Origin of the sequence: Photobacterium sp. GB-50 (assembly GCF_003026755.1) — a bacterium.
In the GTDB taxonomy this organism is placed as follows: domain Bacteria; phylum Pseudomonadota; class Gammaproteobacteria; order Enterobacterales; family Vibrionaceae; genus Photobacterium.
The window spans coordinates 72863-98940 of sequence record NZ_PYNX01000009.1 but is presented as its reverse complement, the minus strand read 5'-3'; the positions used below and the strand labels follow the sequence as shown (position 1 = coordinate 98940).

At 40.1% G+C, this 26078-nt stretch carries 27 protein-coding genes; 10 read left to right on the top strand and 17 right to left on the bottom strand.

Annotated features, from left to right (window positions below; all coding sequences use genetic code 11):
- Positions 1 to 17: 17 nt before the first annotated feature.
- Genes coaD through C9J41_RS13115 form a run of 3 tightly spaced genes read right to left on the bottom strand, consistent with a single transcriptional unit; the run spans position 18 to position 2351 of the window.
- Positions 18 to 500, bottom strand: coding sequence for a pantetheine-phosphate adenylyltransferase (coaD, locus tag C9J41_RS13125; protein ID WP_107294685.1), 483 nt, complete (start codon positions 498 to 500; stop codon positions 18 to 20).
- A gap of 8 nt (positions 501 to 508) precedes the next feature.
- Complete coding sequence (locus C9J41_RS13120) at positions 509 to 1285, bottom strand: glycosyltransferase family 2 protein (RefSeq protein ID WP_107207448.1); 777 nt, start codon at positions 1283 to 1285, stop codon at positions 509 to 511.
- 7 nt (positions 1286 to 1292) lie between these two features.
- Positions 1293 to 2351, bottom strand: coding sequence for a glycosyltransferase family 9 protein (locus C9J41_RS13115; RefSeq protein WP_107294684.1), 1059 nt, complete (start codon positions 2349 to 2351; stop codon positions 1293 to 1295).
- An 89-nt stretch (positions 2352 to 2440) separates the two neighbouring features.
- On the opposite strand from C9J41_RS13115, the gene C9J41_RS13110 reads away from it, so the two are divergent.
- A complete protein-coding gene (locus C9J41_RS13110) occupies positions 2441 to 3145 on the top strand; it encodes a 3-deoxy-D-manno-octulosonic acid kinase (protein ID WP_107294683.1) in 705 nt (234 codons plus the stop codon).
- A 41-nt stretch (positions 3146 to 3186) separates the two neighbouring features.
- Here C9J41_RS13110 and waaA read toward each other — a convergent pair whose 3' ends face one another.
- The 6 genes from waaA to C9J41_RS13080 are packed head-to-tail and all read right to left on the bottom strand — an operon-like array spanning position 3187 to position 9324.
- A complete protein-coding gene (gene waaA / locus C9J41_RS13105) occupies positions 3187 to 4461 on the bottom strand; it encodes a lipid IV(A) 3-deoxy-D-manno-octulosonic acid transferase (protein WP_107294682.1) in 1275 nt (424 codons plus the stop codon).
- Positions 4462 to 4467: 6 nt separating this feature from the next.
- Positions 4468 to 5499, bottom strand: a complete 1032-nt coding sequence (gene waaF, locus C9J41_RS13100) for a lipopolysaccharide heptosyltransferase II (protein WP_107260597.1) — start codon at positions 5497 to 5499, stop codon at positions 4468 to 4470.
- 15 nt (positions 5500 to 5514) lie between these two features.
- Positions 5515 to 6597, bottom strand: a complete 1083-nt coding sequence (locus tag C9J41_RS13095) for a glycosyltransferase family 4 protein (protein ID WP_107260600.1) — start codon at positions 6595 to 6597, stop codon at positions 5515 to 5517.
- Between the two features lie 47 nt (positions 6598 to 6644).
- Entirely contained in the window at positions 6645 to 7376 is a 732-nt protein-coding gene (locus C9J41_RS13090) for a glycosyltransferase family 2 protein (RefSeq protein ID WP_107294681.1), read from the bottom strand.
- Positions 7373 to 8953, bottom strand: a complete 1581-nt coding sequence (locus C9J41_RS13085) for a capsular biosynthesis protein (RefSeq protein ID WP_107294680.1) — start codon at positions 8951 to 8953, stop codon at positions 7373 to 7375. The genes C9J41_RS13090 and C9J41_RS13085 overlap by 4 nt, the downstream gene beginning before the upstream one ends.
- A complete protein-coding gene (locus tag C9J41_RS13080; RefSeq protein ID WP_107294679.1) occupies positions 8944 to 9324 on the bottom strand; it encodes an HAD-IIIC family phosphatase in 381 nt (126 codons plus the stop codon). The genes C9J41_RS13085 and C9J41_RS13080 overlap by 10 nt, the downstream gene beginning before the upstream one ends.
- A 98-nt stretch (positions 9325 to 9422) precedes the next feature.
- On the opposite strand from C9J41_RS13080, the gene C9J41_RS13075 reads away from it, so the two are divergent.
- The 3 genes from C9J41_RS13075 (at position 9423) to C9J41_RS13065 (ending at position 12782) form a co-directional block, all read left to right on the top strand.
- Positions 9423 to 10466, top strand: a complete 1044-nt coding sequence (locus C9J41_RS13075) for a WavE lipopolysaccharide synthesis family protein (protein ID WP_233220413.1) — start codon at positions 9423 to 9425, stop codon at positions 10464 to 10466.
- Between the two features lie 115 nt (positions 10467 to 10581).
- Entirely contained in the window at positions 10582 to 11691 is a 1110-nt protein-coding gene (locus C9J41_RS13070; RefSeq protein ID WP_158259681.1) for a glycosyltransferase family 9 protein, read from the top strand.
- Positions 11688 to 12782, top strand: coding sequence for a glycosyltransferase (locus tag C9J41_RS13065; RefSeq protein WP_107294677.1), 1095 nt, complete (start codon positions 11688 to 11690; stop codon positions 12780 to 12782). The genes C9J41_RS13070 and C9J41_RS13065 overlap by 4 nt, the downstream gene beginning before the upstream one ends.
- A 14-nt stretch (positions 12783 to 12796) precedes the next feature.
- Here the strand turns inward: C9J41_RS13065 and C9J41_RS13060 are convergent, their stop codons facing one another.
- From C9J41_RS13060 to rfaD, 3 genes are read right to left on the bottom strand one after another with little or no spacing between them, the layout of a single operon-like run.
- Positions 12797 to 13978 carry an O-antigen ligase gene (locus tag C9J41_RS13060; protein ID WP_107294676.1) on the bottom strand — a complete coding sequence of 394 codons (1182 nt, stop codon included), beginning with the start codon at positions 13976 to 13978 and terminating at the stop codon, positions 12797 to 12799.
- On the bottom strand, positions 13971 to 14918 hold the full coding sequence (gene lpxM / locus C9J41_RS13055; protein WP_107290836.1) for a lauroyl-Kdo(2)-lipid IV(A) myristoyltransferase: 948 nt from the start codon (positions 14916 to 14918) through the stop codon (positions 13971 to 13973). Before lpxM ends, C9J41_RS13060 begins: the two co-directional genes overlap by 8 nt.
- A 7-nt stretch (positions 14919 to 14925) precedes the next feature.
- Positions 14926 to 15870, bottom strand: coding sequence for an ADP-glyceromanno-heptose 6-epimerase (gene rfaD / locus C9J41_RS13050; RefSeq protein WP_107207461.1), 945 nt, complete (start codon positions 15868 to 15870; stop codon positions 14926 to 14928).
- Positions 15871 to 15985: 115 nt separating this feature from the next.
- Here rfaD and C9J41_RS13045 point away from each other — a divergent pair, with 115 nt between their 5' ends.
- Positions 15986 to 16630: a TetR/AcrR family transcriptional regulator gene (locus C9J41_RS13045; protein ID WP_107207462.1), complete on the top strand. Its 645-nt coding sequence runs from the start codon at positions 15986 to 15988 to the stop codon at positions 16628 to 16630.
- Positions 16631 to 16715: 85 nt separating this feature from the next.
- On the opposite strand, the gene envC is transcribed toward C9J41_RS13045, so the two are convergent.
- On the bottom strand, positions 16716 to 18011 hold the full coding sequence (envC, locus tag C9J41_RS13040; protein WP_107207463.1) for a murein hydrolase activator EnvC: 1296 nt from the start codon (positions 18009 to 18011) through the stop codon (positions 16716 to 16718).
- An 8-nt stretch (positions 18012 to 18019) separates the two neighbouring features.
- Positions 18020 to 19561 (bottom strand): 2,3-bisphosphoglycerate-independent phosphoglycerate mutase, encoded by a 1542-nt coding sequence (gpmM, locus tag C9J41_RS13035; RefSeq protein WP_107247075.1) that lies wholly within the window; start codon positions 19559 to 19561, stop codon positions 18020 to 18022.
- Between the two features lie 419 nt (positions 19562 to 19980).
- On the opposite strand from gpmM, the gene C9J41_RS13030 reads away from it, so the two are divergent.
- The 4 genes from C9J41_RS13030 to cysE all read left to right on the top strand — a co-directional run bounded on the left by C9J41_RS13030 (position 19981) and on the right by cysE (position 23012).
- Positions 19981 to 20421 carry a rhodanese-like domain-containing protein gene (locus tag C9J41_RS13030; RefSeq protein ID WP_005371904.1) on the top strand — a complete coding sequence of 147 codons (441 nt, stop codon included), beginning with the start codon at positions 19981 to 19983 and terminating at the stop codon, positions 20419 to 20421.
- A 123-nt stretch (positions 20422 to 20544) separates the two neighbouring features.
- Positions 20545 to 21006, top strand: a complete 462-nt coding sequence (secB, locus tag C9J41_RS13025; RefSeq protein ID WP_045083845.1) for a protein-export chaperone SecB — start codon at positions 20545 to 20547, stop codon at positions 21004 to 21006.
- A gap of 17 nt (positions 21007 to 21023) precedes the next feature.
- On the top strand, positions 21024 to 22040 hold the full coding sequence (gene gpsA, locus C9J41_RS13020; protein WP_107294675.1) for an NAD(P)H-dependent glycerol-3-phosphate dehydrogenase: 1017 nt from the start codon (positions 21024 to 21026) through the stop codon (positions 22038 to 22040).
- Between the two features lie 150 nt (positions 22041 to 22190).
- Complete coding sequence (gene cysE, locus C9J41_RS13015; protein ID WP_105061133.1) at positions 22191 to 23012, top strand: serine O-acetyltransferase; 822 nt, start codon at positions 22191 to 22193, stop codon at positions 23010 to 23012.
- A 72-nt stretch (positions 23013 to 23084) separates the two neighbouring features.
- Here cysE and C9J41_RS13010 read toward each other — a convergent pair whose 3' ends face one another.
- Positions 23085 to 23549 (bottom strand): tRNA (cytidine(34)-2'-O)-methyltransferase, encoded by a 465-nt coding sequence (locus tag C9J41_RS13010; protein ID WP_107247079.1) that lies wholly within the window; start codon positions 23547 to 23549, stop codon positions 23085 to 23087.
- Positions 23550 to 23645: 96 nt separating this feature from the next.
- Here C9J41_RS13010 and C9J41_RS22180 point away from each other — a divergent pair, with 96 nt between their 5' ends.
- Positions 23646 to 23735 carry a diguanylate cyclase domain-containing protein gene (locus tag C9J41_RS22180; protein ID WP_107247081.1) on the top strand — a complete coding sequence of 30 codons (90 nt, stop codon included), beginning with the start codon at positions 23646 to 23648 and terminating at the stop codon, positions 23733 to 23735.
- A gap of 80 nt (positions 23736 to 23815) precedes the next feature.
- Here the strand turns inward: C9J41_RS22180 and cpxA are convergent, their stop codons facing one another.
- Both cpxA and C9J41_RS12995 read right to left on the bottom strand, forming a co-directional pair.
- Positions 23816 to 25195, bottom strand: a complete 1380-nt coding sequence (gene cpxA, locus C9J41_RS13000; RefSeq protein ID WP_107260623.1) for an envelope stress sensor histidine kinase CpxA — start codon at positions 25193 to 25195, stop codon at positions 23816 to 23818.
- Positions 25195 to 25887 carry a response regulator gene (locus tag C9J41_RS12995; RefSeq protein WP_107207470.1) on the bottom strand — a complete coding sequence of 231 codons (693 nt, stop codon included), beginning with the start codon at positions 25885 to 25887 and terminating at the stop codon, positions 25195 to 25197. The genes cpxA and C9J41_RS12995 overlap by 1 nt, the downstream gene beginning before the upstream one ends.
- Positions 25888 to 26078 lie beyond the last annotated feature (191 nt).

The window sequence follows — 26078 nt, the reverse complement described above, 5'->3', positions numbered from 1 at the left end:
GCGCCTTTTTTTAATGTCTATTTTACAAACTTTTCTGATAATGCTTCAGTAATGAGTGGATCAACAAACTGACTGACATCCCCTTTGTGTAATGCGACTTCTTTAACAATGGTTGAAGAAATGAAGGAATTTTCTTCTGCTGGGGTTAAGAAGACAGTTTCTAGTTCTGGCATCAAACGACGATTCATATTGGCGAGCTGAAATTCATACTCGAAATCGGATACTGCACGCAGACCACGGACTAGAATGTTGGCGTTGCGCTCTTTAGCAAAATCAACCAACAGCCCTGAAAAACCAACAATCTCTACATTATCTAGGTGTTTGGTAATTTTACCTGCTAGTTCTACGCGTTCATTAAGATCAAACAGTGGCTTTTTACTTGGGTTAAAAGCAACGCCAACAATCACATGATCAAACATTGCAGCTGCACGCTCAATTAAGTCTAAATGACCGTTGGTAATAGGATCGAAAGTGCCAGGATAAATTACTCGAGTTGTCATAATTGTCGTTACTTCTTGTGCTTTAGGTGAAGACCTAAGTATTTATTTAGGACGTATTGGGCGTTTATACAAGCAATAATAAACCCATGCTTACCGTCTAGAAACCCAGCTTTAAGAATGTAAGTTCGAATAAAGCTAAACATAGAGTGGATAACAGCAGAGGCAATAGATGATTTTTTGCCTTTTAAAAACTTTTCTTCAGCCCAAAGCTCTGCATACTTTTGTTGTTTGCGCTGAAACTCAAAGAAATCTTCAAAAGTGTAATGTTCTAAATTACCCGTTAGTTTTTCGACTTTGCCATTAGCAGGGATCACAATAGACTCATGTACTTTGACGTCATTATATTGGGTTTCATTGCGACGATGTAAACGCGAGATCCAATCTGGATGCCAACCAGAATGATGAATAAATTTACCAAATGCTGTGCTGAGTCTATTAACTTGATAAACCGTATTGATGTGATTGCTTGCGACAGCTTGTTGAATCGATAGACGTAGCTCTGGCGTTACTCGTTCGTCAGCATCAAGCCATAAAATATAATCGCTCTCAACATATTGTTGAGCACGTTGACGTTGCATACCAAAACCAGGCCAATCATGACTGACAAAAAATTTGTCAGTATATTGGCGTGCAATGGCTTCTGTTGTATCGCTACTGCCAGAATCAAGGATCACGATCTCATCAACCCAATCTTTTACTGAGTTTAAACATGCCGCCAGATGCTTGGCTTCATTTTTGACAATCAGTGCAACAGCAAGGCTTGGTTTGGTGTTTTGCTGGTTCATTGTTTTCTCACTGTGATTGGGTCAAAGTTAAGGGGTCGATGATGGTATCAAGTTGGGTGATAACATCCTCAACAGAAATTGCAGCCATAATATCACTGCCTTTCACTCGTGCTCCCCAAGGAAGTTCTGAGACAGGTTTGCCATAATGCTTTTCTGCAAATTGTTGATACACACTGACGACATATTGTTGGCTAAGATAAGGGCCTGTGCGTGTTGGATTACTATGCCCGTACAAACCGATCACTGGAGTGCCCTGTGTGGTTGCTAAATGGGCTGGACCTGAGTCGGGAGCGATAACAACCGTTGCGTATTTTAGTAATGCGGTTAACTGGATCAGGCTTGTTTTACCAATAAGGTTAGTAATAGGGTGATGGCAATGTTGTATGATCTTCTCACCTAACGTTTGCTCACGTTGTGTCGGTGAACCACATAGGATGACATTTAATCCTTTGCTAACGGCATGATCTGCAACGGCAGCATAGCGCTCTATAAGCCAGTTACGCTCATCTTTACTAGCAGCCGGTGAGATGATCAATGTTGGTCTGTTAGTATATTGCTGAGCAAAGGCCATATCTTCACTTGATAATGGGATCTGCCAATCTGGAGTTGTAAAAGGTACGCCTATGTAGCGAGCAAACTCAGCAAAGTTATCAAGTACATGAGAAGCATTTGTTTGTGGCAGCTTTCTATTCGTAAAGAGCCATTGTCCCTCTTTGGCTCTTTGGCGTGAAAAGCCAACTTTATAACGTGCTTTAATTCCTAAAGATAATAGGCTTGCGCGTAGCGCTACTTGCATGTCGAGTAAGGCATCAAACTTTTGATCTTTCAAGGTATTCCAAACTTCCTTGATCCCTTGCCAGCCTGCTTTTTTATCAAAACTAATCACCTTGACATTAGGCAGTGTACCCACAAGCTGAGCTTCTGTTTTGCCCACTACCCATGTAATACTGGTTTCTGGCCAATGTTTTTGGATAGCTTGTACTACAGCGATCGCATGACACACATCACCAATAGCGGATAGCCGTAAAATACAGATGGATTGAGGCGCAGTGGTAAACAAAGCCATAGTGATACCTAATAAAAAGTGGTTAGCGAATTATGCAGTTAGCGCTGGTAATTGTAAAATAAACCAAAATAAACAGGAGAAAGACAACAGTGCAGAAAATTAGCCATGAACAGCAAATGATATGGTTTGATGACAATTATTTAACTGTCGATCCGCATTGTTGCTTTGAGATTGATTTTTGGCGTCAACAAAATGCAATTGTTGGCTCGGCGCAAGGGCGGGGCACGACTTGGTTTGTTGCTGGAGATAAAATGGAAATGGCATTGCGTCATTATCGTCGTGGTGGTTTATTTGGTAAGTTGGTGAGTGACAGTTATTGGTTTGCTGGTTGGGATAAGACCCGGAGTTATGCTGAATTGATGCTGCTAAAAGTCTTACGAGAAGGTGGGGTAAATGTTCCTCGTCCTGTGGCCGCAAAAGCGGAAAAGAAGGGCTGTGTTTATCGCGCAGATATTTTGGTTGAGAAAATTCCTAATAGCCGTGATCTCGTTGCGCTACTTATCAAGTCATCTTTGCCAAGTTCGGTTTGGCGTCAAATTGGTATTATGATCCGTAAGATGCATGATCTGCAGGTTTGCCACACCGACTTAAATGCCCACAACATCTTGCTTGATATGAAGCAGCAAGTTTGGTTGATTGACTTTGATAAATGCTATCAGCAACAGGGTGAAAGTTGGAAAAAAGATAACTTAGCCCGTTTAGAGCGCTCATTTATCAAAGAAGTGAAGAAGCGTAATATTCAATGGCAAGCTCAAGATTGGCAAGCGTTATGCGATGGCTATCAACAAGGTTAGGGATGAAGTAGCGATGAGTGTGGGCTCTCATCGCTATAAATTTAATGCAGGTAGTCAGTAATGCTATCAATGGTGCGTTGCACTGCGCCCTGATTTTGCTCTACCACTTTTTTAGCGTTTTCTCCCATCACTCGCTGACGTTCTGGGTTATCAAATAACTCAATCACTTGCTGTGCTAGCTCTGTGCTATCTTGACAGACTTCTATCGCGTTAGCTTGCAGTAGTTGCTCTGTAATATCGATAAAGTTGTAGTAGCTAGGGCCTGTGATAGCAGGTTTTCCTACTGCGGCAGGTTCGAGTAGGTTATGTCCACCGACTTTATCACCGATCAAACTTCCCCCGATAAACGCCACATCACTGCTAGCAAGAAGTAATAGCATCTCACCCATGGTATCGGCTAAATACACTTGGGTTTGTGACGTAAATTCAGCGTTATTAGTACGGCGATGAACGGACAATTGAAATTGCTGTTTTGCCAATATTTCAACATCATTGAAGCGTTCAGGGTGACGAGGAACAATGATGAGTAATGCATTTTCGTTGTGCTGCAATATCGTCTTAAAAGCCGTAAATACCTGCTCATCTTCACCTTTGTGAGTACTCGCAGCAATGAACACAGGGCGATCTTGACCCAGTTGTGAACGTAATTGTGCTGCGTGCTCAAAGACCGTTGGCGTAATAGTAAGATCGTATTTAATCGAGCCTGTTACCGTAACCTTCTCTTTGGCCGCTCCAATATCGATAAAGCGTTTTGCATCGTCTTGATGAAGACAAAGAATGCTATCGATATTATTGAGTAGTGGTTGGGTAAAAAACGCTGCCGATTGATAACGTTGAGCAGAGCGTTCTGATAAGCGAGCATTAGCTATTACAATTGGAATCTGCTGTTTTTTAACAGTTGCTAGCGTATTGAGCCAGAGTTCTTTTTCAACAATCAACATTAGTTTAGGTTGCACCGCTTTGAGAAAGTCTCTGACACACCAAGCAAAATCAATCGGCATGTAGCGGTGTTCAACCAAATCACCTAGCTTGGCTATTTGCTCGGCGCCTGTGCTAGTTGTTGTTGTTACCACGATAGCTTGCGCTGGATATTGCTCTTTTAGCGCTTTGATCAGTGGCGTGATGGCAATAGATTCACCAACCGATGCGGCATGGATCCAAATAGGTTTCTTACCATTAACTGCTGGCGTAAAACCAAAGTGCTCCTTCCAGCGCTTACCAAAACGAGGTTTCCCCGGTTTTTGTTTGTAAAGTCCAAACAGAAGTAACGGGGAAACTAGAGCAAGCAGTAAGGTATAAACGATTCTCAGTAACATATTCACTTACGCTTGTTGCAACTTATTGATCGCAGCAACCACTAAATCAGGTGTCAGCTCTGTTAAACACTTCAAATGACCTAATGGACACTCGCGCTTAAAGCATGGGCGACAACTGATATCGGTATTTAATACTTCAACATGCTTAGCTAGCGGTGGGGTATAACCCGGTGATGTTGAGCCGTATAACGCCACGATATTACAGCCAACAGCGGCTGAAATATGCATTAGGCCAGAGTCATTGCTAACGACGGTCTTACAGGCGGCAAGTAAATCAATTGCTTCGATTAAAGACGTATTACCAGCAAGATTTTGGCAATGCGTTTGCATTTCCTGCGGCAGGCTGGCTTTTATTTTATCGGTCACTTCACGATCTTTTGCTGAGCCGAATAACCATACTTGGTTACCTTGCTCTATCAGCGTTGCGGCAGCTTTTGCAAAATGTTGCTCCGGCCAACGTTTTGCTGGACCAAATTCAGCACCTGGACATAAGCCAATCACGGTTCTTTCTTTGTTTAAGCCGAATTTAGTTATCGCTTCATTTTGAGTTGTGGCGTCGATGGTAAGCTTTGGATGTGGCATATCAGTTAAACAGCCCGAGCCTGTCATTTCCGTTGCCGGATGCGCGAGTGCAATATAGCGTTCAATCATCAAATTGAATGATTTTTTGTTATTGCGCAGATCATTAAGTAAACCGTAACGCATCTCACCTTTCCAGCCGGTACGAACTGGGATCTTGGCAAATAAGGGGATTAATGCTGATTTGGCTGAATTAGGTAAAACATACGCATGATCATAGTTGTCATCGCGAAGAATTTTACCTAATTGATAGCGAGCAAACAGATTGAGATCGCCATGGCCAAGCGGCATTTCAATCGCTTGATTGACCTCAGGCATGCGTTCAAGCACGGGCTTACACCAGCCGGGCGCCATCACATTAATGATAGCGTCAGGGTGAAGCTTTTTAAGCTCGGTATAAAGACATTGCGACATTACCATATCGCCAACCCATGATGGGCCAATAATTAATATTTTCACATTACAACCGTTGGTTTATACGCTTTGAAAGAAGTTCAGCTGCTGCTTTGTTGTTTCTTGGATTGAAAAATGGGCTTTTAATCGTTGTTGTGCATTCTGTCCCATTTCAATGCGTACTGTTTTAGATTCTGCTAATTGTTTAATTTTATCAGCTAATGCTTGAGGATTATTGGTTTCAACCACAAATCCGGTTTTACCTTCTTCTACTAACTCTTTACTGCCGCCAGTCGTTGTGACAACGGAAGGTTTTGCCATTGCCATCGCTTCGATAATTGTTTTGGGTAGACCTTCACCGCTAATAGATGGCTGCACTTGGATATCGGATGTCGCCATGATTTCAGGTACATCAGAGCGATAACCTAAAAAGTGAATACGATCCTGCATGCCACTGTTTGCTGCTAGTTGATCATTTTCTTCCGTATCCATATCACGACCAACGAGTACCAGATGTAGATTGTCGATATCGGCTAATTGCTTAGCTGCATCAAGCAGAACATGCACGCCTTTGGATTTACGTGCATTGGCGACACAGGTAACAATAATATCATCATCGGTTAAGCCGAGTTGCTCACGTGGCAGAGCATCTGCTTGATACCAAGCTAAGTCATGACCTTTATAAATGGTTTGAACTTTTTCAGGTGCTAGCTTAACAACGCTCCGTACAGACTCTGTAACCGCTTCTGCGACGCAAGAAATACCATTCACGCGAGGATGAAGATGGGTTAAATATGATGATGGGTCATGACGGTAAATACCACCAACAGTGCCACGGTAGCTAATAAGTTTTGTATCCGGAAAACCAATACAAGCAAACGCAGCGTTAGGGATAGTTTTAGAGTTAAGCGCATACACCACATCATAATGGTGTTGGCGTAGTTCATGACGAATTGTTTTTATTGTGTTGAAGCAAATTTTACGACTTGGGTAGCAATCGATAACCGTTATTCCAGCTTCACGAAAACGCTCGACATAAGGCGCATCACCTTGGGTGATAATCGTGACTTCGTGACCTTGTTTGACCATCTCGATACACATTTCGGCTTCTGGTCTAACGCTGTTCCAAGCATCCATATAGGAGCTTATTATCATTATTCTCATTATTTTGCTCAGTCGATTTAAATGTTTATCAAAATAAACGAGTAGGTTTATATTCTACAAGCTTTAAAGTCATCATACTCACTAGGGATGCCACAAAAGATAACATCTTCGCGCTCGATTAGGTGGTAGTGAATTGATTGATTGTTCTTGATGAGAAAATTGTACATCGGGGCAATATAAAGCTCTCCCTTTTCCCATTCCTCTTGTGGCAAAGCAAGATAGTGCTGATAGGCCGTTTCAAAATCTTGCTGGTGGGCAAAATGATAAAGACCAGTACAGCATAAATCAGAGATTGCTCGTTTCTCTGCTGTTTCGACAACTTCAGTTGAGTGTGTTGAACGAGGCTTGGCAAAAGACCAGTTATCGCCGCTACCTTTAAATACTTCGAGATAGCCTTGACCTAATAAAGATAAATCGGGGTAAATGAAATCAGGTCTGAAGGTATCGATATTAAATATAGTGATTGGCTGGCTTTTATCTTGCTCAATTTGTTGTAAGCCAAGGTAGACGGTCTCCGCTTGCCCTCGGGTTTCTTGTGTCAAAGTCACGATGGAGAAAGATTGTATCCCTAGAGCTTTCGCACGTTGTTCCACAAAAATGGGTGTTTGGTAAACATCACGCACAATAAATAAAAAAGTCTCTGTTGAAAAATAGGCTTTGAAGCTGGTTACAGCATGGCCAAAAAGAGACATACCATGCGCATCTAGCATGTATTTAGGCTGCGTGTATCCAGCCTTAAAAAAGCGAGAGCTTAAGCCTGCCATCGGAATGATTATCATTGGGCATACCTTTTCAATATTTGGTAAAGTCTAAATGCGTTAGCAAAAAGTGCATCTTGGCGCTGCTGATCATCACTATGTAGCGGCAACATTGATAAAAATAATTGGATTTGCATCGCATACAAATTCATAGGGGTAAGATTAAATTTCTTTCCTACAATCTCAATGAATAGTTGTTGTAAATCTTGCTGTCTCTGAGTGCTTGGGATGTGCAGAGTAATATCTTTATTCGTTATATCAACTTGATAGTAGCCAGCGATGATCCAATCATAGAGTCCTAGTACCGAGTGGCTTAACTTTGCAATATCGTAACGAGTATCACCATAAATGGTGAGTTCATTATTCGGTGTCAATCCTCGTGGATCGATGGTCTTTATTCGATTGGTTCTAAAATCATATAAAATATTGCTAAAACAAAAGTCGCCATGCATGACTGATGGTTGCGATTTATCTGTTGGTAGCCATTGTGATGAGGTGCTGAGAATATCATTTAATGTGATTTCTTCTCCATCAAACAACCAAGCATCTTCGAGTGATATGTGTTGGCTGGCACAGAACTCAATTAGTCTACTTGCTGTTTTCTCGCCAAAGAGATCATCTAGCGAAGAACAAGTGACATCATGCGGTGCGGGAAATTCTTGGCACTGAGATATAAAGTTAATACAACTGTTAAAGATGTTGTTCCAAACAATTGTCGGTAATTCAGAAAAAACATACAGCTCATTTAATGCCGTGTGGTGTAAATATTCTAAACGATATTTATAGCGTCCTTGGCTTTCTTGTGATCCCATAAACTGAGGGATAAAGTGGCGCATCTCGAAAGGTAATAGTTCAAACCACTTTGCTTCGGCTTTAATCTTTATATTTTTTGAGCTTGATTTTTCAATCCAGTCTGGAGTGATGAGCAATTCGTTAAAAGCTCTTTGCGTCGTGAACTTTGCTTTTGAGCGGTAATACGTATTAACGTGTCCGAAATCAAGCCAATGATCAGTACTGATTGTTTGTAAGCCAATTTGGTTGTGGTAACGATTGAGAGCCTCAAGAAAGTCCCAATGACTTTGGGTGATAAGTCGAATTAATTGTCGCGGCTGATTAAATTTAAAATAGCCACAAACCATTTGATTACTCGATGTAAAGGTATTTTTTGCTGATAACCATGGAGAGTTCGGGCTATTGTTAATTGTGGCCCAATTATAACCGTCTTCTACCTCGGTGATTGCAACGAGATTATTACCAAGTGGTAATTGAGTAATTAGCGTATCGCCAAATAATACATGTAGAGGACTGTCGAAATTATCTTCGATAAGACTTATGGCAGCAACGAGCGATGCACCGAGCGATAAACCGTCAGGCGTTGATAATATCGTGAAGTTATTTTCTTCTAGCCAAGTCGCATCCGTTGGAGATATTGAATATGATTCAGGAAGTGAAATATATTTCTTTATACCTTGGGGAATAACAGTGTTTTGATGTTGAAATAAACGACGGTTACCAAGCGGAAGAAAACTTGGGGGAAGAGCACCAAACTCAGATTGTAATTCCATATCAACATAGGCCGCTGACATGATTAAGAACATACTTTCTCCTTTGCAATTAATGCATTGATTTCGTCGTGAGAGAGGGCTGCAAATTCAGACGGGCGAATTGCGCGATCATCAATATAAAAGCCGTCATGACCACACCAAGGCTTACCAACAATTATTTCATCATAAGGAACATTGTATCTATCTAGCCATTCGATGATAAGTGGTAAAGTATGGATATTAATTTTACCGATATTCCCATCATGCGTACGCATATTGCGGGCAGTAAAAATAACGATCTCAAAGCCTTTTTCTTTATAAGTGTATAAATTATCGATAATTTCTTTTCGAGGTTTTACATTTCTATAATCAGAGGTATCAGCTTGCGTTAAGGTGCCATCTAAATCAACAACCAGTCTTTTCATTTTCGGTCAATCTTCATGTAGAATGTTTGCCCAATAGTTTATCTGATTAATATAATGAAGTCTTTTTTTGTCATAAATGATGACGAGGTATCCCTATTTTGGATTTGGGTCTAAAAATTAATAACAATTCTATACCATTTGAAAAAATTACTGTCGTTGTCCAAGGACCGGTTCAGACATTTGCGGATAGACAACAAGAAGATGGCATAACCCAGCGTTGTTTAAGGTCAGTGCGACAGACGCTACCTGGCGCTCATATCATACTGTCGACATGGAAAGATCAAGATTTAGCGGGCTTAGATTATGATCAATTAGTCATAAGTGAAGATCCTGGCCCCAATACTCGATATTACAAGAAAAATGGAACTCCACAGTATTATAACAATAACCGTCAAATAGTATCGACGCTAGCTGGATTAAAGCAAGTACAAACCAAATATGTGGTAAAGCTGAGAAGTGATAATTACCTCGAATCGAATGATTTTATAAATATTCAACAGCAATATAAAAGTCGTTGCGATGCGTTTAAGTTTTTAAAAGAGCGGGTTGTTGTGCCAAATATTTTTACACGTAAATATGCGAAGGGGCATCGAGTCGCTTTTCATGTTAGTGATTTCTTTTATTTTGGTTTAACCGAAGATGTTTTGGCGCTGTGGCAGTTTGAATTAATCCCTGAATTTACCTTAACTAAGCCGGGGATGTTAAATGATGGCTATCCAGACTACCCTGTTGATTGTACACAATTACTATTTCTTAATGCCTTAAAACAGTTTGATCCAACTATTCACTTAAATGGACTGCTAGATAATAACAAACATACCATTTATCAATCAGAGTTGTGCATGGCGAATAATTTAGTTGTTGCTTCTGCAGAAGATATTGGTTTAGGACTATGTAAGAAATTTAAAGAAAAGGTGAGAGTTTCTAAGCCGAAAGGGAAGTGTGCTCATTATCAATATAGAGAGTGGCAGGAGCTCTATAAAAAATATTGTGATGCTAGATTTGACGTAAACTACCCTTTAAAAGAAAAGCTGGGTCTATTTTTTGAACGTTGTTTATACGTCTTTCCTGTGTATTTTGAAACGAAGATTAATTTATGTAGGCGTACTAAATTTTTTTTAAAAAATAATAAGTTAAAGTAAGTGTTCGGTTGAATTAACTGATGTGTTTGGTGTTGATAATATTGTCGCATTAATAGAATGAAGATATCGAATATCATCATTGTATTTATGAAAAATGTTTAGTAAAGGTTATCAGATGAATTTGATTAAGCGACTAAAAGCAAAGTGGCGCACCGTTCGAAATACACAAAAAGCGATAAAACTTAAAGCGGCTTGTGCGCTTTATGATCATCGGGACTGTTCCGATGTTTTTTGCGCAGAAGATGTGAAGCATATAGTTATATTTCGTTGGGATGATAAGCTTGGTGATTGTATTATGGCTGGCATTCTTATCAATAACCTGCGTTTACATCGCCCAGACATAAAAATTACCGTTATATGTCGTCAAACAACTAAGTTATGGTTAAATAAAGTTTCTTTTATCGATGAATATATTTTATTAGGCAAGCATAATTTACGTAAAACATTACAGCCTTATAAAAATAAATATGACGTATTTGTTGATGTGTCAAATGGTTTTTCTTACAAAGAGATATTTATTGCGAAATACATAAATGCCAAACATTATTTAGGATTCAGTGCGGATAGATTTAATATCATTGATGTTTCTATTGACAGTAATCAGACGCATTTTTATCAACGATATATTAATGCGACAAAAATTTTAACGAATAAAGATTGTTTGACTTCTGAAAAACCTCCTGTACCAAACTATAATAAAGAGCTTGAATTTCTTGACTCATTAATAATAGATAAAGATTATAAAAATATAGTTGGTATTAACTTTTTTGGTTCAGGTAAATATAGACGATTTAGTTTTGAAAAAGCAGTATCTTTGATGAAGTATTGGTTGGATAAGTATCCTGAAGACTTGTTAGTTTTATTACCAACACCAGGTGAAGAGAAATTTTTAACGAAGCTGATCAGCCAATTTTCTTCGTCTAATTTGCTCTTACCGACAGATAAAGCGAGCCTTGAAATGTCTTTAGCTATTATCGATAAGGCTGATTTTACATTGACTCCTGATACCGCAGTAGTACATATGGCTTCGGCATTAGATAAACCTGTAATTGGTATATATCGTGAAAATAGAATGAATTATGAAGAGTGGAAACCATTAGGTATGTATTCTCAGACCATCTTTAATCGAGAGCCTATTTGCGATAATGATAGTGTATATGTATATGAGTTCGGATATGAACAACTAGAAGAAGCCAGAACAAATATATTGAAGGCAATAAAATGAGAATTGGATTTTTTTTACGAGATCTAAAGGTTGAAGGGGTTCAAGTTGTTACTGTTCGTCTAGCGGAAGCATTAACAAAACTTGGATATCAATGTGAGTTTATTACTCTGACTTCTGAAAAAGAATTAGCTGTATCAGAAAATATTAAACATCATGTTTTATCCATTACTGAAAAAGTTAAATATAAAAAAGCGAATATTCAAGCTGAAAAATTTTTACAATGGTTAAAAACAGAAGAAAAAGAAAAAAGTTTTGATGTTATTTTTTCTGAACATGGTGAGACAAACGATATTATCTCTTATATTAATGATCCTCGACTAATTTATTGTATTCATAACTCAGATGAATATACTTACAATAATAAAAATTTATATAATCGTTGGAAATATAAAAATAAAATAACAAAAAAGATTTCAGGTAAGCATGTTGTTTGTGTATCTGATGGAATTAAAGACTTTTTAATAGAAACTTCAAAAAATAGTTATAAGTCAATATCTAGGATTTATAATCCATTTTCATTAGAAGAAATAAAAAAACTATCTTTACAAAATACTATTTATGAATTGCCAGAAAATTTTATTGTTTTTGTTGGGCGATTAGAGAAGCAGAAAAATCTAAATTTATTGCTTGAAACTCTTGTTAAGATGAAAAGTAAGATCAACCTTGTCATCATAGGTGAAGGTAGTTTAGAACAGGATATAAGAAATAAGGCAAAGATATTAGGAGTAGAAGATCAAGTCTTTATTTATCCTTTCTGTTTAAACCCTTATTCAATTATGCGCCAAGCTAAAATGTTAATATTGACGTCAAGTCATGAAGGGTTCGGTAACGTACTTGTTGAATCATTAATTTGTGGTACTCCAGCGATCAGTGTCAATTGTCCAAGTGGGCCTTCTGAAATCCTTTCAGGGGATTTATTGAAGTATTTGGTTGATTCATTCGAACCAGATGTTATTGCTAAAAAAATAGATGAAATATTAATAGATGTAGATAATGAAATACTATTATCGAGCTATGATAAATTTTCTGCTGAAAATATTGCTCAAGAATATATTGATTTTATATATAAAGTAAAAAAAGAGGGGCTATAAGGCCCCTCTGTTTTTTAATGAAAATGATCTCTGTTAAGAAATATTCCAATGCATAAAAAATAGATTATAAATACCTGTTTATGAAAGAAAGGTACATCAGTTAATCCCGCTAATATCAAAATAGATATAAAAGAGTAGATACTAATAGCATTTAATGAAGATTTATTTCTAACAAAGAAAATAGGAATAAATAATATGACTAATAAAAAAGCTAAGCCGAAAAGACCACATTTTACAGCAATATCTATAAACTGGTTATGAAAGTGTATTGGTTTATAATTAGCTGCATCCTGAGTAATAACTTTTTCTTTTGCTAACTGGTTTAATTGAGAATAGTAATTGTGACCATAACCAACAAACGGTGACTGTTCAATTAAGTTAAATCCTGCTTTCCAAAAGTTTAATCTTAATCCTATAGATGTATCAGTGTTACCATCGTCTATTTGTGTGATCTCTTGTTGGGTTTGAATTATTCTCTCTTTAATAATTGGATAGATTGCAGAAAAGATTAGAGTGATACTTATTATGCTAATAACAAAACTTTTCTTTAACGTTTTTCGTTGATATGAATAATAGAAATAAATGCTTATTAGTGTTGGTAATAATGCAACAAGAGCTCCACGAGTTTCTGTTATAGCTAGACTCATGATAGAAATTACTAAAGTTAAACTAAGAACGACTTTTTCTTTAAGTGTACTACCAGTAAGAAATAATATGAAAGTAATAGCCGAGATAAAACAAATATAAGTAGCAAATGGGATTGCATTAATAGGCCAGAAACGTCTATTTACTGGATCTATATATGTAAAGTGATAAACAAAAAGCAACGCATTAATACAACCAATACAGCATGAGAATATTAAAACTTTTCTAGTGATTAATTGGCAAGGTAAAAAGGTTAAAAATACACAGAGAATTGCGATAGCTCTTATATTTATTGGGTTATATAAATTTAGAATATCTGCGGTTATTGATATAAATAAAAGGCTGTACATTAACCAGACATATTTACTTTTTATGTTGATAACAATGGCGGATTTTTTATACTTAATAACTGAGACTAATGCTGAAATAAGCGTTAACACAACCAGAATCTTATCGCCATTATATAAATGAAATAAACCGGTAAAGCTCCAAAAAATCGGAAGTAAAATTAGAAAGTCGGCTAATTTATTAAAGAGTTTATTACTATTCATACGGATTCTTATCACTATTAGGTCGTGTCTTTAATAAACGCAGAATCCACATGTATTGTTCTGGACGCTCACTCACGTATTGCTCGATACATTCGTTCATCATGCGGGCATCTTGCTCTTCAGTTTCACTAGGGAAAGGCAGAGCAGGGTAGAAATCTAATTCATATTTACCTGATTCACTGTTGTACATCGCAAAAAGCGGTACGATCTTTGCGCGACTTAATTTAGACAGTCGGCCAAGACCTGACATTGTTGCTTTGGTGGTAGCAAAGAAATCGACAAATACGCTGTGCTCAGGGCCAAGATCTTCATCGGGTAAGTAGTAACCTAAGTACCCTTCGCGAATCGATTTAATAAACGGTTTAATACCACCACTGCGTTCATAAACACGGCCGCCGTATTGCACACGTTGACGATGCATCAACCAGTCTGAGACTGGGTTTTTCTGCTTTTTCGCCATTGCAGAAACAGGTAAACCGCGTGATGCAAGCAGTACCGCAGGAATATCAATCGCCCAAGTGTGAGGGACTAACAAAATCACGCTTTGCTGCTGATCGGTGAGAGTGGTGAGATTCTCCATCCCGCGGATCACGGTATTATCTTCTAACCAAAATTTGCTACGTACACTTAACGATGCAAATCCCAGCAAGAATGTACCTGCGGTGGTGATACTTTGCAGTAGAATATCTTCACGTTCAGCATCGGTTTTGTCAGGAAAGCACATCTGTAAGTTTACGCGCGCACGATGGTTTGATTTGCTCTTTAACTTGATAGCTTGTTTAGCAAAGGTACTCGCAATTGCGCGGCGTGCGTTATGGGGCAGCAAGCAAAATAGAGAAGCGAGTATAACGGCAAGCCATGTCCCCCAATATTTAGGTGCTAGAAAAGACCATTCAAATTGTGGGTTATAAGCTTGTTTATCGTAATGGTTATCAATCATATCGTTATTATTTGTTTAGGATTGTCATGTATTCTGCAACGCCTTCAGCAACAGATTTAAACGTTTCTGTATAGCCTGCAGCGCGCACTTTAGTCAGATCTGCTTGGGTGTAAGTTTGGTAACGACCTTTTAGGTGCTCAGGGAAGGGAACTGACTCAACTTCACCTTTGCCATGATATTTAACGACAGCATCAGCTACTGCTTGGAAAGATTCAGCATTGCCTGTACCACAGTTAAAAATACCGGATACACTATTTGCTAAGAACCATAGGTTCATTTTGCATACATCGCCAACATAAACAAAATCACGCTTAAAGGTTTCAGAGCCTTCAAACAGTTTTGGGTTGCCACCTGCAGTAATTTGAGTGTTTAGGTGAAAGGCGACAGAAGCCATACTGCCTTTATGTTGCTCACGCGGGCCGTACACATTGAAATAACGGAAGCCAGTGATTTGCGATAGTTTCTCACCATGTGCTTCGGCATCTTGCCAAATACGGCGAACATAGTTATCAAATTGTTGTTTCGAATAACCATAAACGTTCAGTGCACCTTCGTATGGCTTTTCTTCGATGAAATCATGATCGCGACCACCATAGGTTGCTGCAGATGAAGCATAAAGGAACGGGATTTGGCGCTCTAAACAGTAATGTAAAAGCTCTTTTGAGTACTCATAGTTATTGAGCATCATGTATTTACCGTCCCACTCAGTGGTTGCTGAGCAAGCACCTTCATGGAAAATGGCTTCAATATTTCCGAACTCATCTCCCGCCATAATCTGGGTGATGAAGTCTTCTTTGTCCATGTAATCGGCAATGTCTAAATCGACAAGGTTGGCAAATTTAGTCCCGTCTTTGAGGTTATCCACCACTAAAATATCGTTACAACCTTGCTCGTTAAGGGCTTTTACGATGTTGCTGCCGATCATGCCGGCGCCGCCAGTAACAATTATCATGGGAGAAAATCCTTCATTGATGAAATAACAACTTGTAGCTATGGCGCTACAGAGCAAAAAAAACGTTAACTTATGATACATTATATGTAGAAGAAGGGCGAAGGAAGTCAATCAAATGAAAACCCGAGACAGAATTATTCATGCTGCTTTAGCGTTATTTAATGAGCGTGGAGAGCCAAACGTAACGACGAACCATATCGCCGCCGATCTCGCGATCAGTCCGGGTAATCTTTATTATCATTTTAGAAATAAAGAACAGATCATCCACAGTATTTTTGATTTATATGCCACTGACTTACAAGTGAGCTTTCAACCGCGTAGTGAAGCGGAAACGACAGAAAGTCTGTTGAGTTACCTCGATGCCGTATTTTTGCTGATGTGGCGCTATCGTTTTTTCTACGCAAATTTGCCTGATATTTTACGTCGTGATCCTGAATTACAGCTTAAATATCTCGAAGCACAGGCGCAACTTCGCAGTAATATCGCGATATTGATGCAAAGCTTAAAAGAAGGTGGATTGGTTGATATCGATGATGAAGATTTGAAAACCTTGGCTGAGACGTTGCTGATGGTAGCATCAAGTTGGATTAGCTATCAAACGACCCAAGTCGCTGGTGCTAAAATAACCCCAACGGTTATCTATAAAGGTGTTATTCAGATACTTAATATTGTAAGGCCGCTGGCAACACCGTTAGGCTGCGAACGTGTAGAAGCATTGAAACAGTATTACGAGCAACAGGAACAGCAAGCAAAGCGTTAAAAATCCGTTGCGAAAGAAGCGATATTCAAAAAGGTTGGGATAATAACTATCACCAACCTTTTTATTTTTAGTATTAGAGTTGAGCTTAATCAAGCCAAGGTTTAGGATCTATTGGCTGGCCTTTACGGCGGATCTCAAAGTAGAGTCCGGGTTGGGTTTGGCCACCACTGTCACCGACTAAGGCTATTGGCTCTCCAGCTTGGACCGTATCACCGACTTTCTTCAGTAGTGTTTGGTTATAGCCATAGAAACTCATGTCACCTTTACCGTGATCAATACCAATCATCAAACCATAGCCACGTAGCCAGTCTGCAAAAATAATGCGACCAGAATAAATAGCTTTTACTTGGCTCCCCATTGGCGTGCTAAATACCATGCCTTTCCAGCGTAATTGCCCTTGCTGGTGCGAGCCGTAATTATGCAAAATAGTCCCTTTTACTGGCCAGTATAGTTTGCCTTTATGGCGAGCAAGGCCGTCCATCGGCACACGTGCCTGTTGGTTTGCATATTGTCTGTCAATCTCACGTGCTTCAGCTTCAGCTGCAGCACGCGCTTTGGCTTCTTTTGCCGCTTTTATGCGTGCTTGAGCAGCCGCTTTTTCACGGGCAATTCTTGCCGCTTCTTCACGGGCTCTTCTTTCCGCTTCCGCTTTCGCTTTGGCAATGGCAGCGAGCATTTGTCTTTCGTTGGCTTGTAGTTCAGCTAAATCTTCACTGCTGCTATCGATTTGACTTTTAATGCTAGATAGCGTTTTTTGACGTGATTGCTGCTGTTGATCGAGTGTTTGTTTTTGCTGTTTAAGAGTGTTGAGTGCTTGTTGCTGCTCTGTTTTTTGCTCGTTGAGCTGGTGCACTTTCATTTGAATTTCAGTTTGCGTGGCATCAAGGGCATCGATGGCATTAACACGGGCTTTACTGATGTACTCAGCATAGGTTGTCATTCGATCAAGGCGTGTTGAATCCTCACCGCTTAATAAACTGGCGATATCACTGTCTTGGCCTTGGCGAAATTGGGCATTTAAGAGTGAAGCAACAACGGCTTTCTGTTGTTTCTGTTTTTGTTCTAGTGCTGTTTGTTCCGTATTTAACTTATCAATAGCGCGTTTAATGGTTGCTAATTGATTGTTTGTCGCATGAATATCATTCGCAGCTTTGGCAATGTTCAGTTCGTGTTGTTTTAGATCTTGTTGCAAGCTGTTGTATTTCTTTTGCTTGCTTGCCAGTTGATTTTTTTGACGTGAGATTTCCTGTTTTACGCCATCGAGCTGGTTTTGACTGGACGCTGCACATGGAACGGCAAATGTCATGCATAAAAGAACGCCAGTGCATAATGCACTGGCGCGGATTTTTTTGTTTAGATGTTTTCTAATCATATCTCGCATGGAGATAATTATTTCAGATTGTATAGCACCTGACCAGACATCTCTGCAGGGATTTCCATATCTGTTAGTGAAAGCATCGTTGGCGCAAGATCTGACAGCTTACCACCTGACTTAAGTTCTAAGTCTTTGCTACCTACGTAGATAAGTGGCACTGGTAGATTAGTGTGTGCTGTGTGGATACCACCGGTTGATGGGTCAACCATCATCTCGGCATTACCGTGGTCGGCAGTGATCAGTAACTGACCGTCCATTTCTTTAATCGCTGCAACGACTTTACCTAGGCAAGTATCTAGTGCTTCACACGCTTTCACTGCAGCGTCGTAAACACCAGTATGGCCAACCATATCACCGTTAGGGTAGTTACAGATGATCATATCGAACTCACCACCTTTGATTGCGGCAACAAGCTTATCAGTTAGCTCTGGTGCACTCATTTCAGGTTGAAGATCGTAAGTGGCTACTTTTGGTGAAGCAACAAGTTGACGTGATTCACCATCAAACTCATCTTCTTTACCGCCATTGAAGAAGAAGGTTACGTGCGCGTATTTTTCTGTTTCAGAAATACGTAGCTGTTTTTTGCCTTTCTTCGATAGCCATTCGCCTAATGTATTGTCTAGGCTTGCTGGTTTGAATGCTGTTGTTAGTTCAATATCTGCAGCATATTGCGTTAGCATTACAAAGTCAGATAATTGTGGGAATTGTGCACGCGCAAAATCGGTAAAACCTGGCTCAAATGCACGTGTGATTTCACGCGCACGGTCAGCACGGTAGTTCATGAAAATAACGCTATCGCCATCTGCCACGATTGCAGCTTCTTGACCTTCAGCACGTACTTCAGTTGCTTGTACAAATTCATCATTTTCATCACGCTCGTAAGCCGCAGCTAGACCGTCAACGGCATTAGCGACTGTGAACTCCGCTTTAGCAGCAGTGATAAGATCGTACGCTTTTTCAACGCGATCCCAGTTATTATCGCGATCCATTGCGTAGTAACGACCAATCAGTGATGCGGTACGTCCTTTACCTAGCTTGGCAAATAGTTCATTAAAACGAACCAGTGAATTCTTCGCGCTACGAGGTGGCGTATCACGGCCATCTAGGAATGCGTGAAGGTAGATTTTCTCTGCGCCACGTTTTGCTGCCATTTCAATTGCAGAAGCAATGTGATCTTCGTGGCTGTGTACGCCACCAGGAGATAGAAGACCTAAGATATGAACCGCTTTACCTGCGTTTACTGCTTTGTCGATAGCCGTTACAAGTGCTTCATTTTCGAAAAACTCACCATCGCTGATCGCTTTAGTAATACGAGTAAGATCTTGGTATACCACACGGCCTGCACCGATATTAGTATGGCCTACTTCAGAGTTACCCATTTGACCGTCAGGTAGACCAACATCAATACCAGAAGCTGAAATTAGTGTGTTAGGGTTTTGAGCAAGCAGCCCATCCATTACTGGTGTTTGAGCGTTAGCAATGGCGTTATCCGCATTGTCTTCGCGGTAGCCCCAACCATCTAAAATAACAAGTGCAAGTGGTTTCTTCGCAGACATGTTCTGTCCCTCTTCGAATAAATGAAAATCTATATCAATTGCCTTAACTGCTTAATATAAAAGCATTTTTAAGGTAATTGTAATATCCATTAATGTGATTTTACTACAGAAAGTATTGAAAGCAGTAGGAGAAGTTCAAACTTACTGTCGAGCGTATTGTGACCTATTCGACAAAATATATGCATTTATTGTCTTGAGTGTAAGCCCTAGATCACAGTTTTTCTCTATTTCATTAATAGGTAAGTGCGAGATTCGCTTTTATACTGGGTGGTGCGCATCACTTATTAATAGCAACAAGTGAGTTAAAGCGCGGAATGAATACCCGTTGCTGTACATGATAGGTAACAACGGTATACTCAAAACCTTTAAAAATCCCGTTAATCTTGGCTGCCATTTAGCCATGAAACAGAGCGAAGCAAATGCAACAATATATTGAATTTTTAACCAGTAACCCTATTTTATCTCTAGTTTGGATCGGTTTAGTTGTGGCTATCATCGGTTCTATGGTCAAAGAGAAAACTGCAACGTATAAAACAATTGGTATTAACGATGCAACAGTTTTAGTCAATCGTGAAGAAGGAGTGTTTGTTGATATTCGCTCTCGTGACGAATACCGTAAGGGTCATATTGCAGGCTCACTTCACGCTTTACCAAGCCAAATTAAAGAACAAAACATTACAGAGCTTGAAAAACATAAAACAGCCCCAATCATTGTGGTATGTAAGACAGGTCAAACCGCTCAAACAACCGCAAATGATTTGAGTAAAGCGGGTTTTACCAATGTTAATGTACTAAAAGACGGTCTGATTGCTTGGAACGAAGCAAACCTGCCGTTAGTAAAAAGCAAAGGTAAAAAATAACGCATTGTTTGATGTGCGGTACGCGTAGTCATACCGCTGTCTATTTATTCAATACAGCCTGTGGTTAGCACTGTGCTGGCGCATTAAGTCTCGTAATAGCGAGCATCAAAAAGGACTCAGGAAATGGCTGAAGCAGCAAATACAGAAGCACAACAAAACTTTCAAATTCAACGTATCTTCCTAAAAGACGTTTCTTTTGAAGCGCCTAATTCACCTGATATGTTCCAAAAAGAATGGAACCCAGATGTGAAATTGGATCTTGATACTCAAAGTCGCGAACTAGCTGAAGGTGTGTATGAAGTTGTACTTCGTCTGACTGTTACAGTTAAGAATGAAGAAGAGAATGCATTCCTTTGTGAAGTTCAGCAGGGTGGTATCTTCTCTGTTGCAGGTATGGAAGCACCTCAACTAGCACATTGCCTAGGTGCATTCTGCCCGAACATCCTATTCCCGTACGCGCGTGAAACAATTTCAAGCTTAGTCGTTAAGGGTACGTTCCCACAATTGAATCTAGCACCAGTAAACTTTGATGCATTGTTCATGAACTACTTACAAAACCAAGCAGAAGCAAACGCTGAAGCTTAATAAGCAAAGTAACAATTATGACTAAGAACGCAAATAATACGATTTCAATGGCAGTATTAGGTGCTGGCTCTTACGGCACAGCACTTGCTATTGCGTTATCCAGAAATGGTGCCAATGTTATTTTATGGGGCCATGACCCAGAACATATTGCACAATTGGAAATTGATCGTGCCAATGAAGCGTTTCTTCCTGGTGTGCACTTTCCAGAATCGTTAATTGTAACGTCAAACTTACAGGATGCTGTTGAAGGTAGCCGCGATTTACTTGTTGTTGTACCAAGTCATGTATTTGGTCAAGTATTATCACAAGTAAAACCTTTCTTACGCTCAGATTCACGTATCTGTTGGGCGACCAAAGGGTTAGAACCAGAAACTGGACGCCTGTTAAAAGATGTCGCAGTCGATGCTTTAGGTAATGATATTCCACTTGCAGTGTTATCAGGCCCTACCTTTGCCCAAGAACTGGCTGCGGGTTTACCGACGGCTATTTCTGTTGCATCACCGGATGCGGAGTTTGTTGCTGATCTTCAAGAAAAGATTCATTGTGATAAAACCTTTAGAGTTTATAGCAATAATGATTTTACGGGGATGCAACTAGGCGGCGCGGTAAAAAATGTGATTGCGATTGGTGCAGGTATGTCTGACGGTATTGGCTTTGGTGCCAATGCACGTACAGCGTTGATCACCCGCGGTCTTGCGGAAATGTGTCGTCTTGGCGCGGCATTAGGTGCACAGCCTGAAACTTTTATGGGGATGGCTGGATTGGGTGATTTAGTACTCACATGTACCGATAACCAATCCCGTAACCGTCGTTTTGGTTTAGCACTAGGCGCAGGTAAAAGTGTAGAGCAAGCACAGCAGGAAATTGGTCAAGTTGTTGAAGGTTATCGTAATACCAAAGAAGTTTGGCAACTAGCGAAACGTAATGGTGTTGAGATGCCGATCTCTGAGCAAATTTATCAAGTACTTTATCAAGGTAAAGATGCTCGTGAGGCTGCTAAAGAACTACTCGCACGCGAGAAAAAATATGAATAACAGTAAGATATAAAGCTAACAACCTTATTATCTTCTGTTTCAACAACGCGAGCCTTGGCTCGCGTTGTTTTTTTTTGCAATCAGGTTAAAGTAATACCTGACTAATTAAGTATAGTTATAAGAAGAATAGATAAGTAAGCAGAGGATGACGTGAAGCAATGTCAACAACACCAACTTTGGCCAGCGATCAAGCAGGAAGCACGAGAGCAGTCAGAGCATGAGCCAATGCTCGCGAGTTTTTATCATGCCACGATTATTAAGCATGATGATCTAGCTGCTGCATTGAGTTATATACTTGCAAATAAATTGGCGACACCATCGATGCCAGCGATGGCTGTTCGTGAAGTCATCGAAGAAGCGTATGCTAGCGATTGTTCGATAGTTGAATCGGCAGCACGTGATATTTGTGCTGTTGTTGAACGTGATCCTGCTATTGAGATGTATTCTATTCCATTACTTTATCTTAAAGGTTGTCACGCTCTTCAAGGATATCGCGTGGCTAATTGGTTGTGGAAACAAGATCGAAAAGCCTTAGCGGTTTATCTGCAAAACCAAATCTCGGTAGCTTGCCAAGTCGATGTGCATCCTGCGGCAAAAATCGGTCAAGGGATCATGTTTGATCACGCGACCGGTATTGTGATTGGTGAAACCGCGGTCATTGAAAATGATGTCTCAATCCTTCAGGACGTCACATTAGGTGGTACGGGGAAAGAGAGCGGCGATCGTCATCCGAAGATCCGAGAAGGGGTGATGATAGGCGCTGGCGCTAAAGTATTAGGCAATATCGAAGTCGGTGAAGGGGCGAAAATTGGCTCTTGTTCGGTAGTGTTAAATCCTGTACCTCCCCATACAACTGTGGCTGGTATTCCTGCCAAAGTCGTTGGACGACCAAATTCTGATAAACCATCGATGGATATGGATCAGCAATTTAATGGTAACTCGCAAACGTTTATTGAAGGTGATGGTATTTAGCCACCGTTTATGTTCAATAAAGAACATATTGAATGTGAAAGAAAAGGCGATCATTGATCGCCTTTTTCTGTTTTATACTGCGCCGTTAAAATCCATTTGTCGCCATGCTTCAAACGCAATAATCGCAACTGCATTGGAAAGGTTTAAGCTGCGGCTGTCGGGTTGCATTGGAATACGTAAGCGTTGCTCAAGGGGCTGGCTGGCAATAAATTCAGCCGGTAGGCCACGAGTTTCTGGGCCAAAAAGTAACACATCACCTTGCTTAAATTTCGCATTGGTATGGAAATTAGTGGTTTTGGTGGTGCAGGCAAAAATACGACGTCCTTCCATTGCTTGCATGAAAGCAGCAAAATCTTTATGACGATGGACATGCGCTAAATCATGATAATCCAAACCAGCACGGCGTACTTTTTTCTCGTCTAAATCAAATCCTAATGGTTCAATCAGATGCAAGTTAGCACCACAGTTCGCACTGAGGCGAATAATGTTACCCGTATTGGGGGCAATTTCAGGTTCATATAACGCAATATCAAACATAATTTATCGCTTTATTAGCAGCTAAAGATAACACATTGTGACAAGCTCAGTATAAACAAGCAAATGGCCTAAGCATAAAGATTATTTCCACTAAGAGTGTGTCTGTTTTTAGCTTTGTATATTGATCTGGACGATTTTAAGTCAATAAATGATCAATATGGTCATGCCAATGGAGATAGAGTATGAAAGCCTCGTCACTTTAATGACATGCAACGCTTTCGGCTCAAAAGTGTCGCTGGTTTATCAAGAGTATCTCTTTAATGGTCTTAACAGGCCAGAGGCAGAGTAATAGTAATATTCAATCCGCCAAGGGAGCTATTATTCGCTTTAATTGTTCCTCTATGTTGTCGAATAGCACTTTCTGTAATGGCTAAACCAAGCCCTGTGCCTCCGCTGTCACGATCTCGTGCGGTGGAGACGCGGTAAAAGGGCCGGAAGATATCATCTAATTCTGCTTCAGGCACACCATCACCATTGTCATCAATCGTGATGGTGAGCAGGTGCTGTTGAACCGTAAACTGTATTTCAATGACGTCATTGCCGTATTTAATCGCGTTACGTATTACGTTCTCTAGTGCGCTGATCAATAGGTTAGGGTTACCATTAATCGGCCAATCTTGCAGCGCGTTATAACGTAAAGTTTTATGGCATTGTTCAGCTTCAAAGCGAGCATCTTCAAGCATCTCATACCATAGTGTTTGGCTATCAAGCCTTTCATTTTGTTGATGACTATTGACTTGCATTCTAGATAATTCAAGTAATTCGCCAATCATGGTTTCTAATCGTTCAGCCTCAGTATCAACGCGGGTTAGCTCACGGCTTTCCCCTTGTTTGCGTTGAGCTAATGCGGTAGCCATCCGTAAACGAGTGAGTGGTGAGCGTAACTCATGCGAAATATCTGACAGTAAACGTTGCTGTCCACTGATCATGGTATTTAATGCCCCTACCATTTGGTTAAAGCTTGCGCCAGCTTGTTTAAATTCTCGTGGTCCGGTTTCTAAATTTGGATCGGCGGTAAACTCACCTTGTGCGACACGCTCTGCGGCTTGTTGTAAACGTCTTGCTGGGCGTGTGACTGCCCAAGCGAGCCAGAGCAAAAAGGGAGTGCTGACAAGCATTGTCACGAGTAGGAGCTTAAATGGCTTATCCAATATTTGAATGATAAACGGGGAAGGGCCACGCCATATTTGACCGCTATACATATAAATATCACCCTTCGGCGTATTGATCGTAAAGGGGCCAGCCATCATCCAGCGACCATATAAACGTTGCTTAGGGGCACTTGGGTTATCAGCAATAGTAATAAAGTTACGCAATGCTTTAGTGTGTTTTTGTGGTGAGATAATGTCGCCATCAAGAGTCGTAAAATAAATCTGGATATCATGATTATTTTTACGTTTTGTTAAGCGTTTGAGTTTTTGTTCTAGCTGCAATCTTTTAACGGTTTCGTTTCGTGGGGTGTTGAGCTTTTGGTTAATATTTTCTGCGGTATATTCTAGGCGCTTAAGGTGAGGCTCTGGGATCGCTTGCCCTGTTCGAGGATCGAGTTGAAATAACAAAACGATTGTCACGACGACAACAAAAAGGGTAAACCAGAAAATGGCAAAAATACGGCCATAAAGGCTAGTGAGCCCCGGAAATTTCATTATGCTTCCTCAACTAATAAGTAACCTTTACCGCGTAAGGTTTTAATCCTTGGCTTACCATCTAAGCGCTCTGGCAACTTTTTACGAATATTGGATACATGCATATCAATGGCGCGATCAAAACGAGCTAAACGTTTACCGAGTACATCTAGGCTTAAGGATTCTTTGGCAATAATCTGACCTGGGCGTTGAATAAAATAGCTTAATAAAGCGAGCTCTGTGCCCGTCATTTCGATTGGAATTTCCTGACAAAGCACCTCTTGTCGTCCGGGATAAATCGTAATGTCTTGATAGGTGAGTAGGTCTGATTTTTCAGTGGTTTTTTCATTCGTGGCTTGAGTACGGCGCAATACTGCGCGTATACGCGCTAACAATTCTCGGTCGCTAAAAGGTTTAGGCAGGTAATCATCAGCGCCGAGTTCAAGACCAAGCACACGATCAATTTCATCACCTTTAGCGGTTAACATCATCACTGGTGTTGAATGGGACTCTCGTAAGCGACGTAGCATTTCAGTGCCGTTCATTACTGGCATCATGACATCAAGTAAAATCAGATCGATACTGCTATCTACCTTTTCTAATCCTTGCTGGCCATTATTGGCTTCAATCACATCAAAGCCTTCTAGCTCTAGAATATCTTTTAATAATGCTGTGAGCTCAATGTCGTCATCGACAAGTAAAATTTTCGCCATGGTCAAACCTATGCAAAGATAAAGAGAGTGATGAAGTCTTGAGCCTAGTATCGCTAATGTCAGCGTGAACGCCAAGTTTCGTTATCATTGATTTACGTAGCTTTACGTTTACTCGACAACGCTTTACTTGTGATCCGTTATTATGATTACCAAGCACAATGGCACAGGTTGCCGCACCCAAATAGTTGGAG

Coding starts and splice junctions, on each gene's coding strand:
- coaD (WP_107294685.1), bottom strand. CDS start 500: ATGACAACTCGAGTAATTTATCCTGGCACTTTCGATCCTATTACCAAC.
- C9J41_RS13120 (WP_107207448.1), bottom strand. CDS start 1,285: ATGAACCAGCAAAACACCAAACCAAGCCTTGCTGTTGCACTGATTGTC.
- C9J41_RS13115 (WP_107294684.1), bottom strand. CDS start 2,351: ATGGCTTTGTTTACCACTGCGCCTCAATCCATCTGTATTTTACGGCTA.
- waaA (WP_107294682.1), bottom strand. CDS start 4,461: ATGTTACTGAGAATCGTTTATACCTTACTGCTTGCTCTAGTTTCCCCG.
- C9J41_RS13095 (WP_107260600.1), bottom strand. CDS start 6,597: ATGAGAATAATGATAATAAGCTCCTATATGGATGCTTGGAACAGCGTT.
- C9J41_RS13090 (WP_107294681.1), bottom strand. CDS start 7,376: ATGATAATCATTCCGATGGCAGGCTTAAGCTCTCGCTTTTTTAAGGCT.
- C9J41_RS13085 (WP_107294680.1), bottom strand. CDS start 8,953: ATGTTCTTAATCATGTCAGCGGCCTATGTTGATATGGAATTACAATCT.
- C9J41_RS13080 (WP_107294679.1), bottom strand. CDS start 9,324: ATGAAAAGACTGGTTGTTGATTTAGATGGCACCTTAACGCAAGCTGAT.
- C9J41_RS13070 (WP_158259681.1), top strand. CDS start 10,582: ATGAATTTGATTAAGCGACTAAAAGCAAAGTGGCGCACCGTTCGAAAT.
- C9J41_RS13065 (WP_107294677.1), top strand. CDS start 11,688: ATGAGAATTGGATTTTTTTTACGAGATCTAAAGGTTGAAGGGGTTCAA.
- C9J41_RS13060 (WP_107294676.1), bottom strand. CDS start 13,978: ATGAATAGTAATAAACTCTTTAATAAATTAGCCGACTTTCTAATTTTA.
- lpxM (WP_107290836.1), bottom strand. CDS start 14,918: ATGATTGATAACCATTACGATAAACAAGCTTATAACCCACAATTTGAA.
- rfaD (WP_107207461.1), bottom strand. CDS start 15,870: ATGATAATTGTTACTGGCGGCGCCGGCATGATCGGCAGCAACATCGTA.
- C9J41_RS13045 (WP_107207462.1), top strand. CDS start 15,986: ATGAAAACCCGAGACAGAATTATTCATGCTGCTTTAGCGTTATTTAAT.
- envC (WP_107207463.1), bottom strand. CDS start 18,011: ATGCGAGATATGATTAGAAAACATCTAAACAAAAAAATCCGCGCCAGT.
- gpmM (WP_107247075.1), bottom strand. CDS start 19,561: ATGTCTGCGAAGAAACCACTTGCACTTGTTATTTTAGATGGTTGGGGC.
- C9J41_RS13030 (WP_005371904.1), top strand. CDS start 19,981: ATGCAACAATATATTGAATTTTTAACCAGTAACCCTATTTTATCTCTA.
- secB (WP_045083845.1), top strand. CDS start 20,545: ATGGCTGAAGCAGCAAATACAGAAGCACAACAAAACTTTCAAATTCAA.
- gpsA (WP_107294675.1), top strand. CDS start 21,024: ATGACTAAGAACGCAAATAATACGATTTCAATGGCAGTATTAGGTGCT.
- C9J41_RS13010 (WP_107247079.1), bottom strand. CDS start 23,549: ATGTTTGATATTGCGTTATATGAACCTGAAATTGCCCCCAATACGGGT.
- cpxA (WP_107260623.1), bottom strand. CDS start 25,195: ATGAAATTTCCGGGGCTCACTAGCCTTTATGGCCGTATTTTTGCCATT.
- C9J41_RS12995 (WP_107207470.1), bottom strand. CDS start 25,887: ATGGCGAAAATTTTACTTGTCGATGACGACATTGAGCTCACAGCATTA.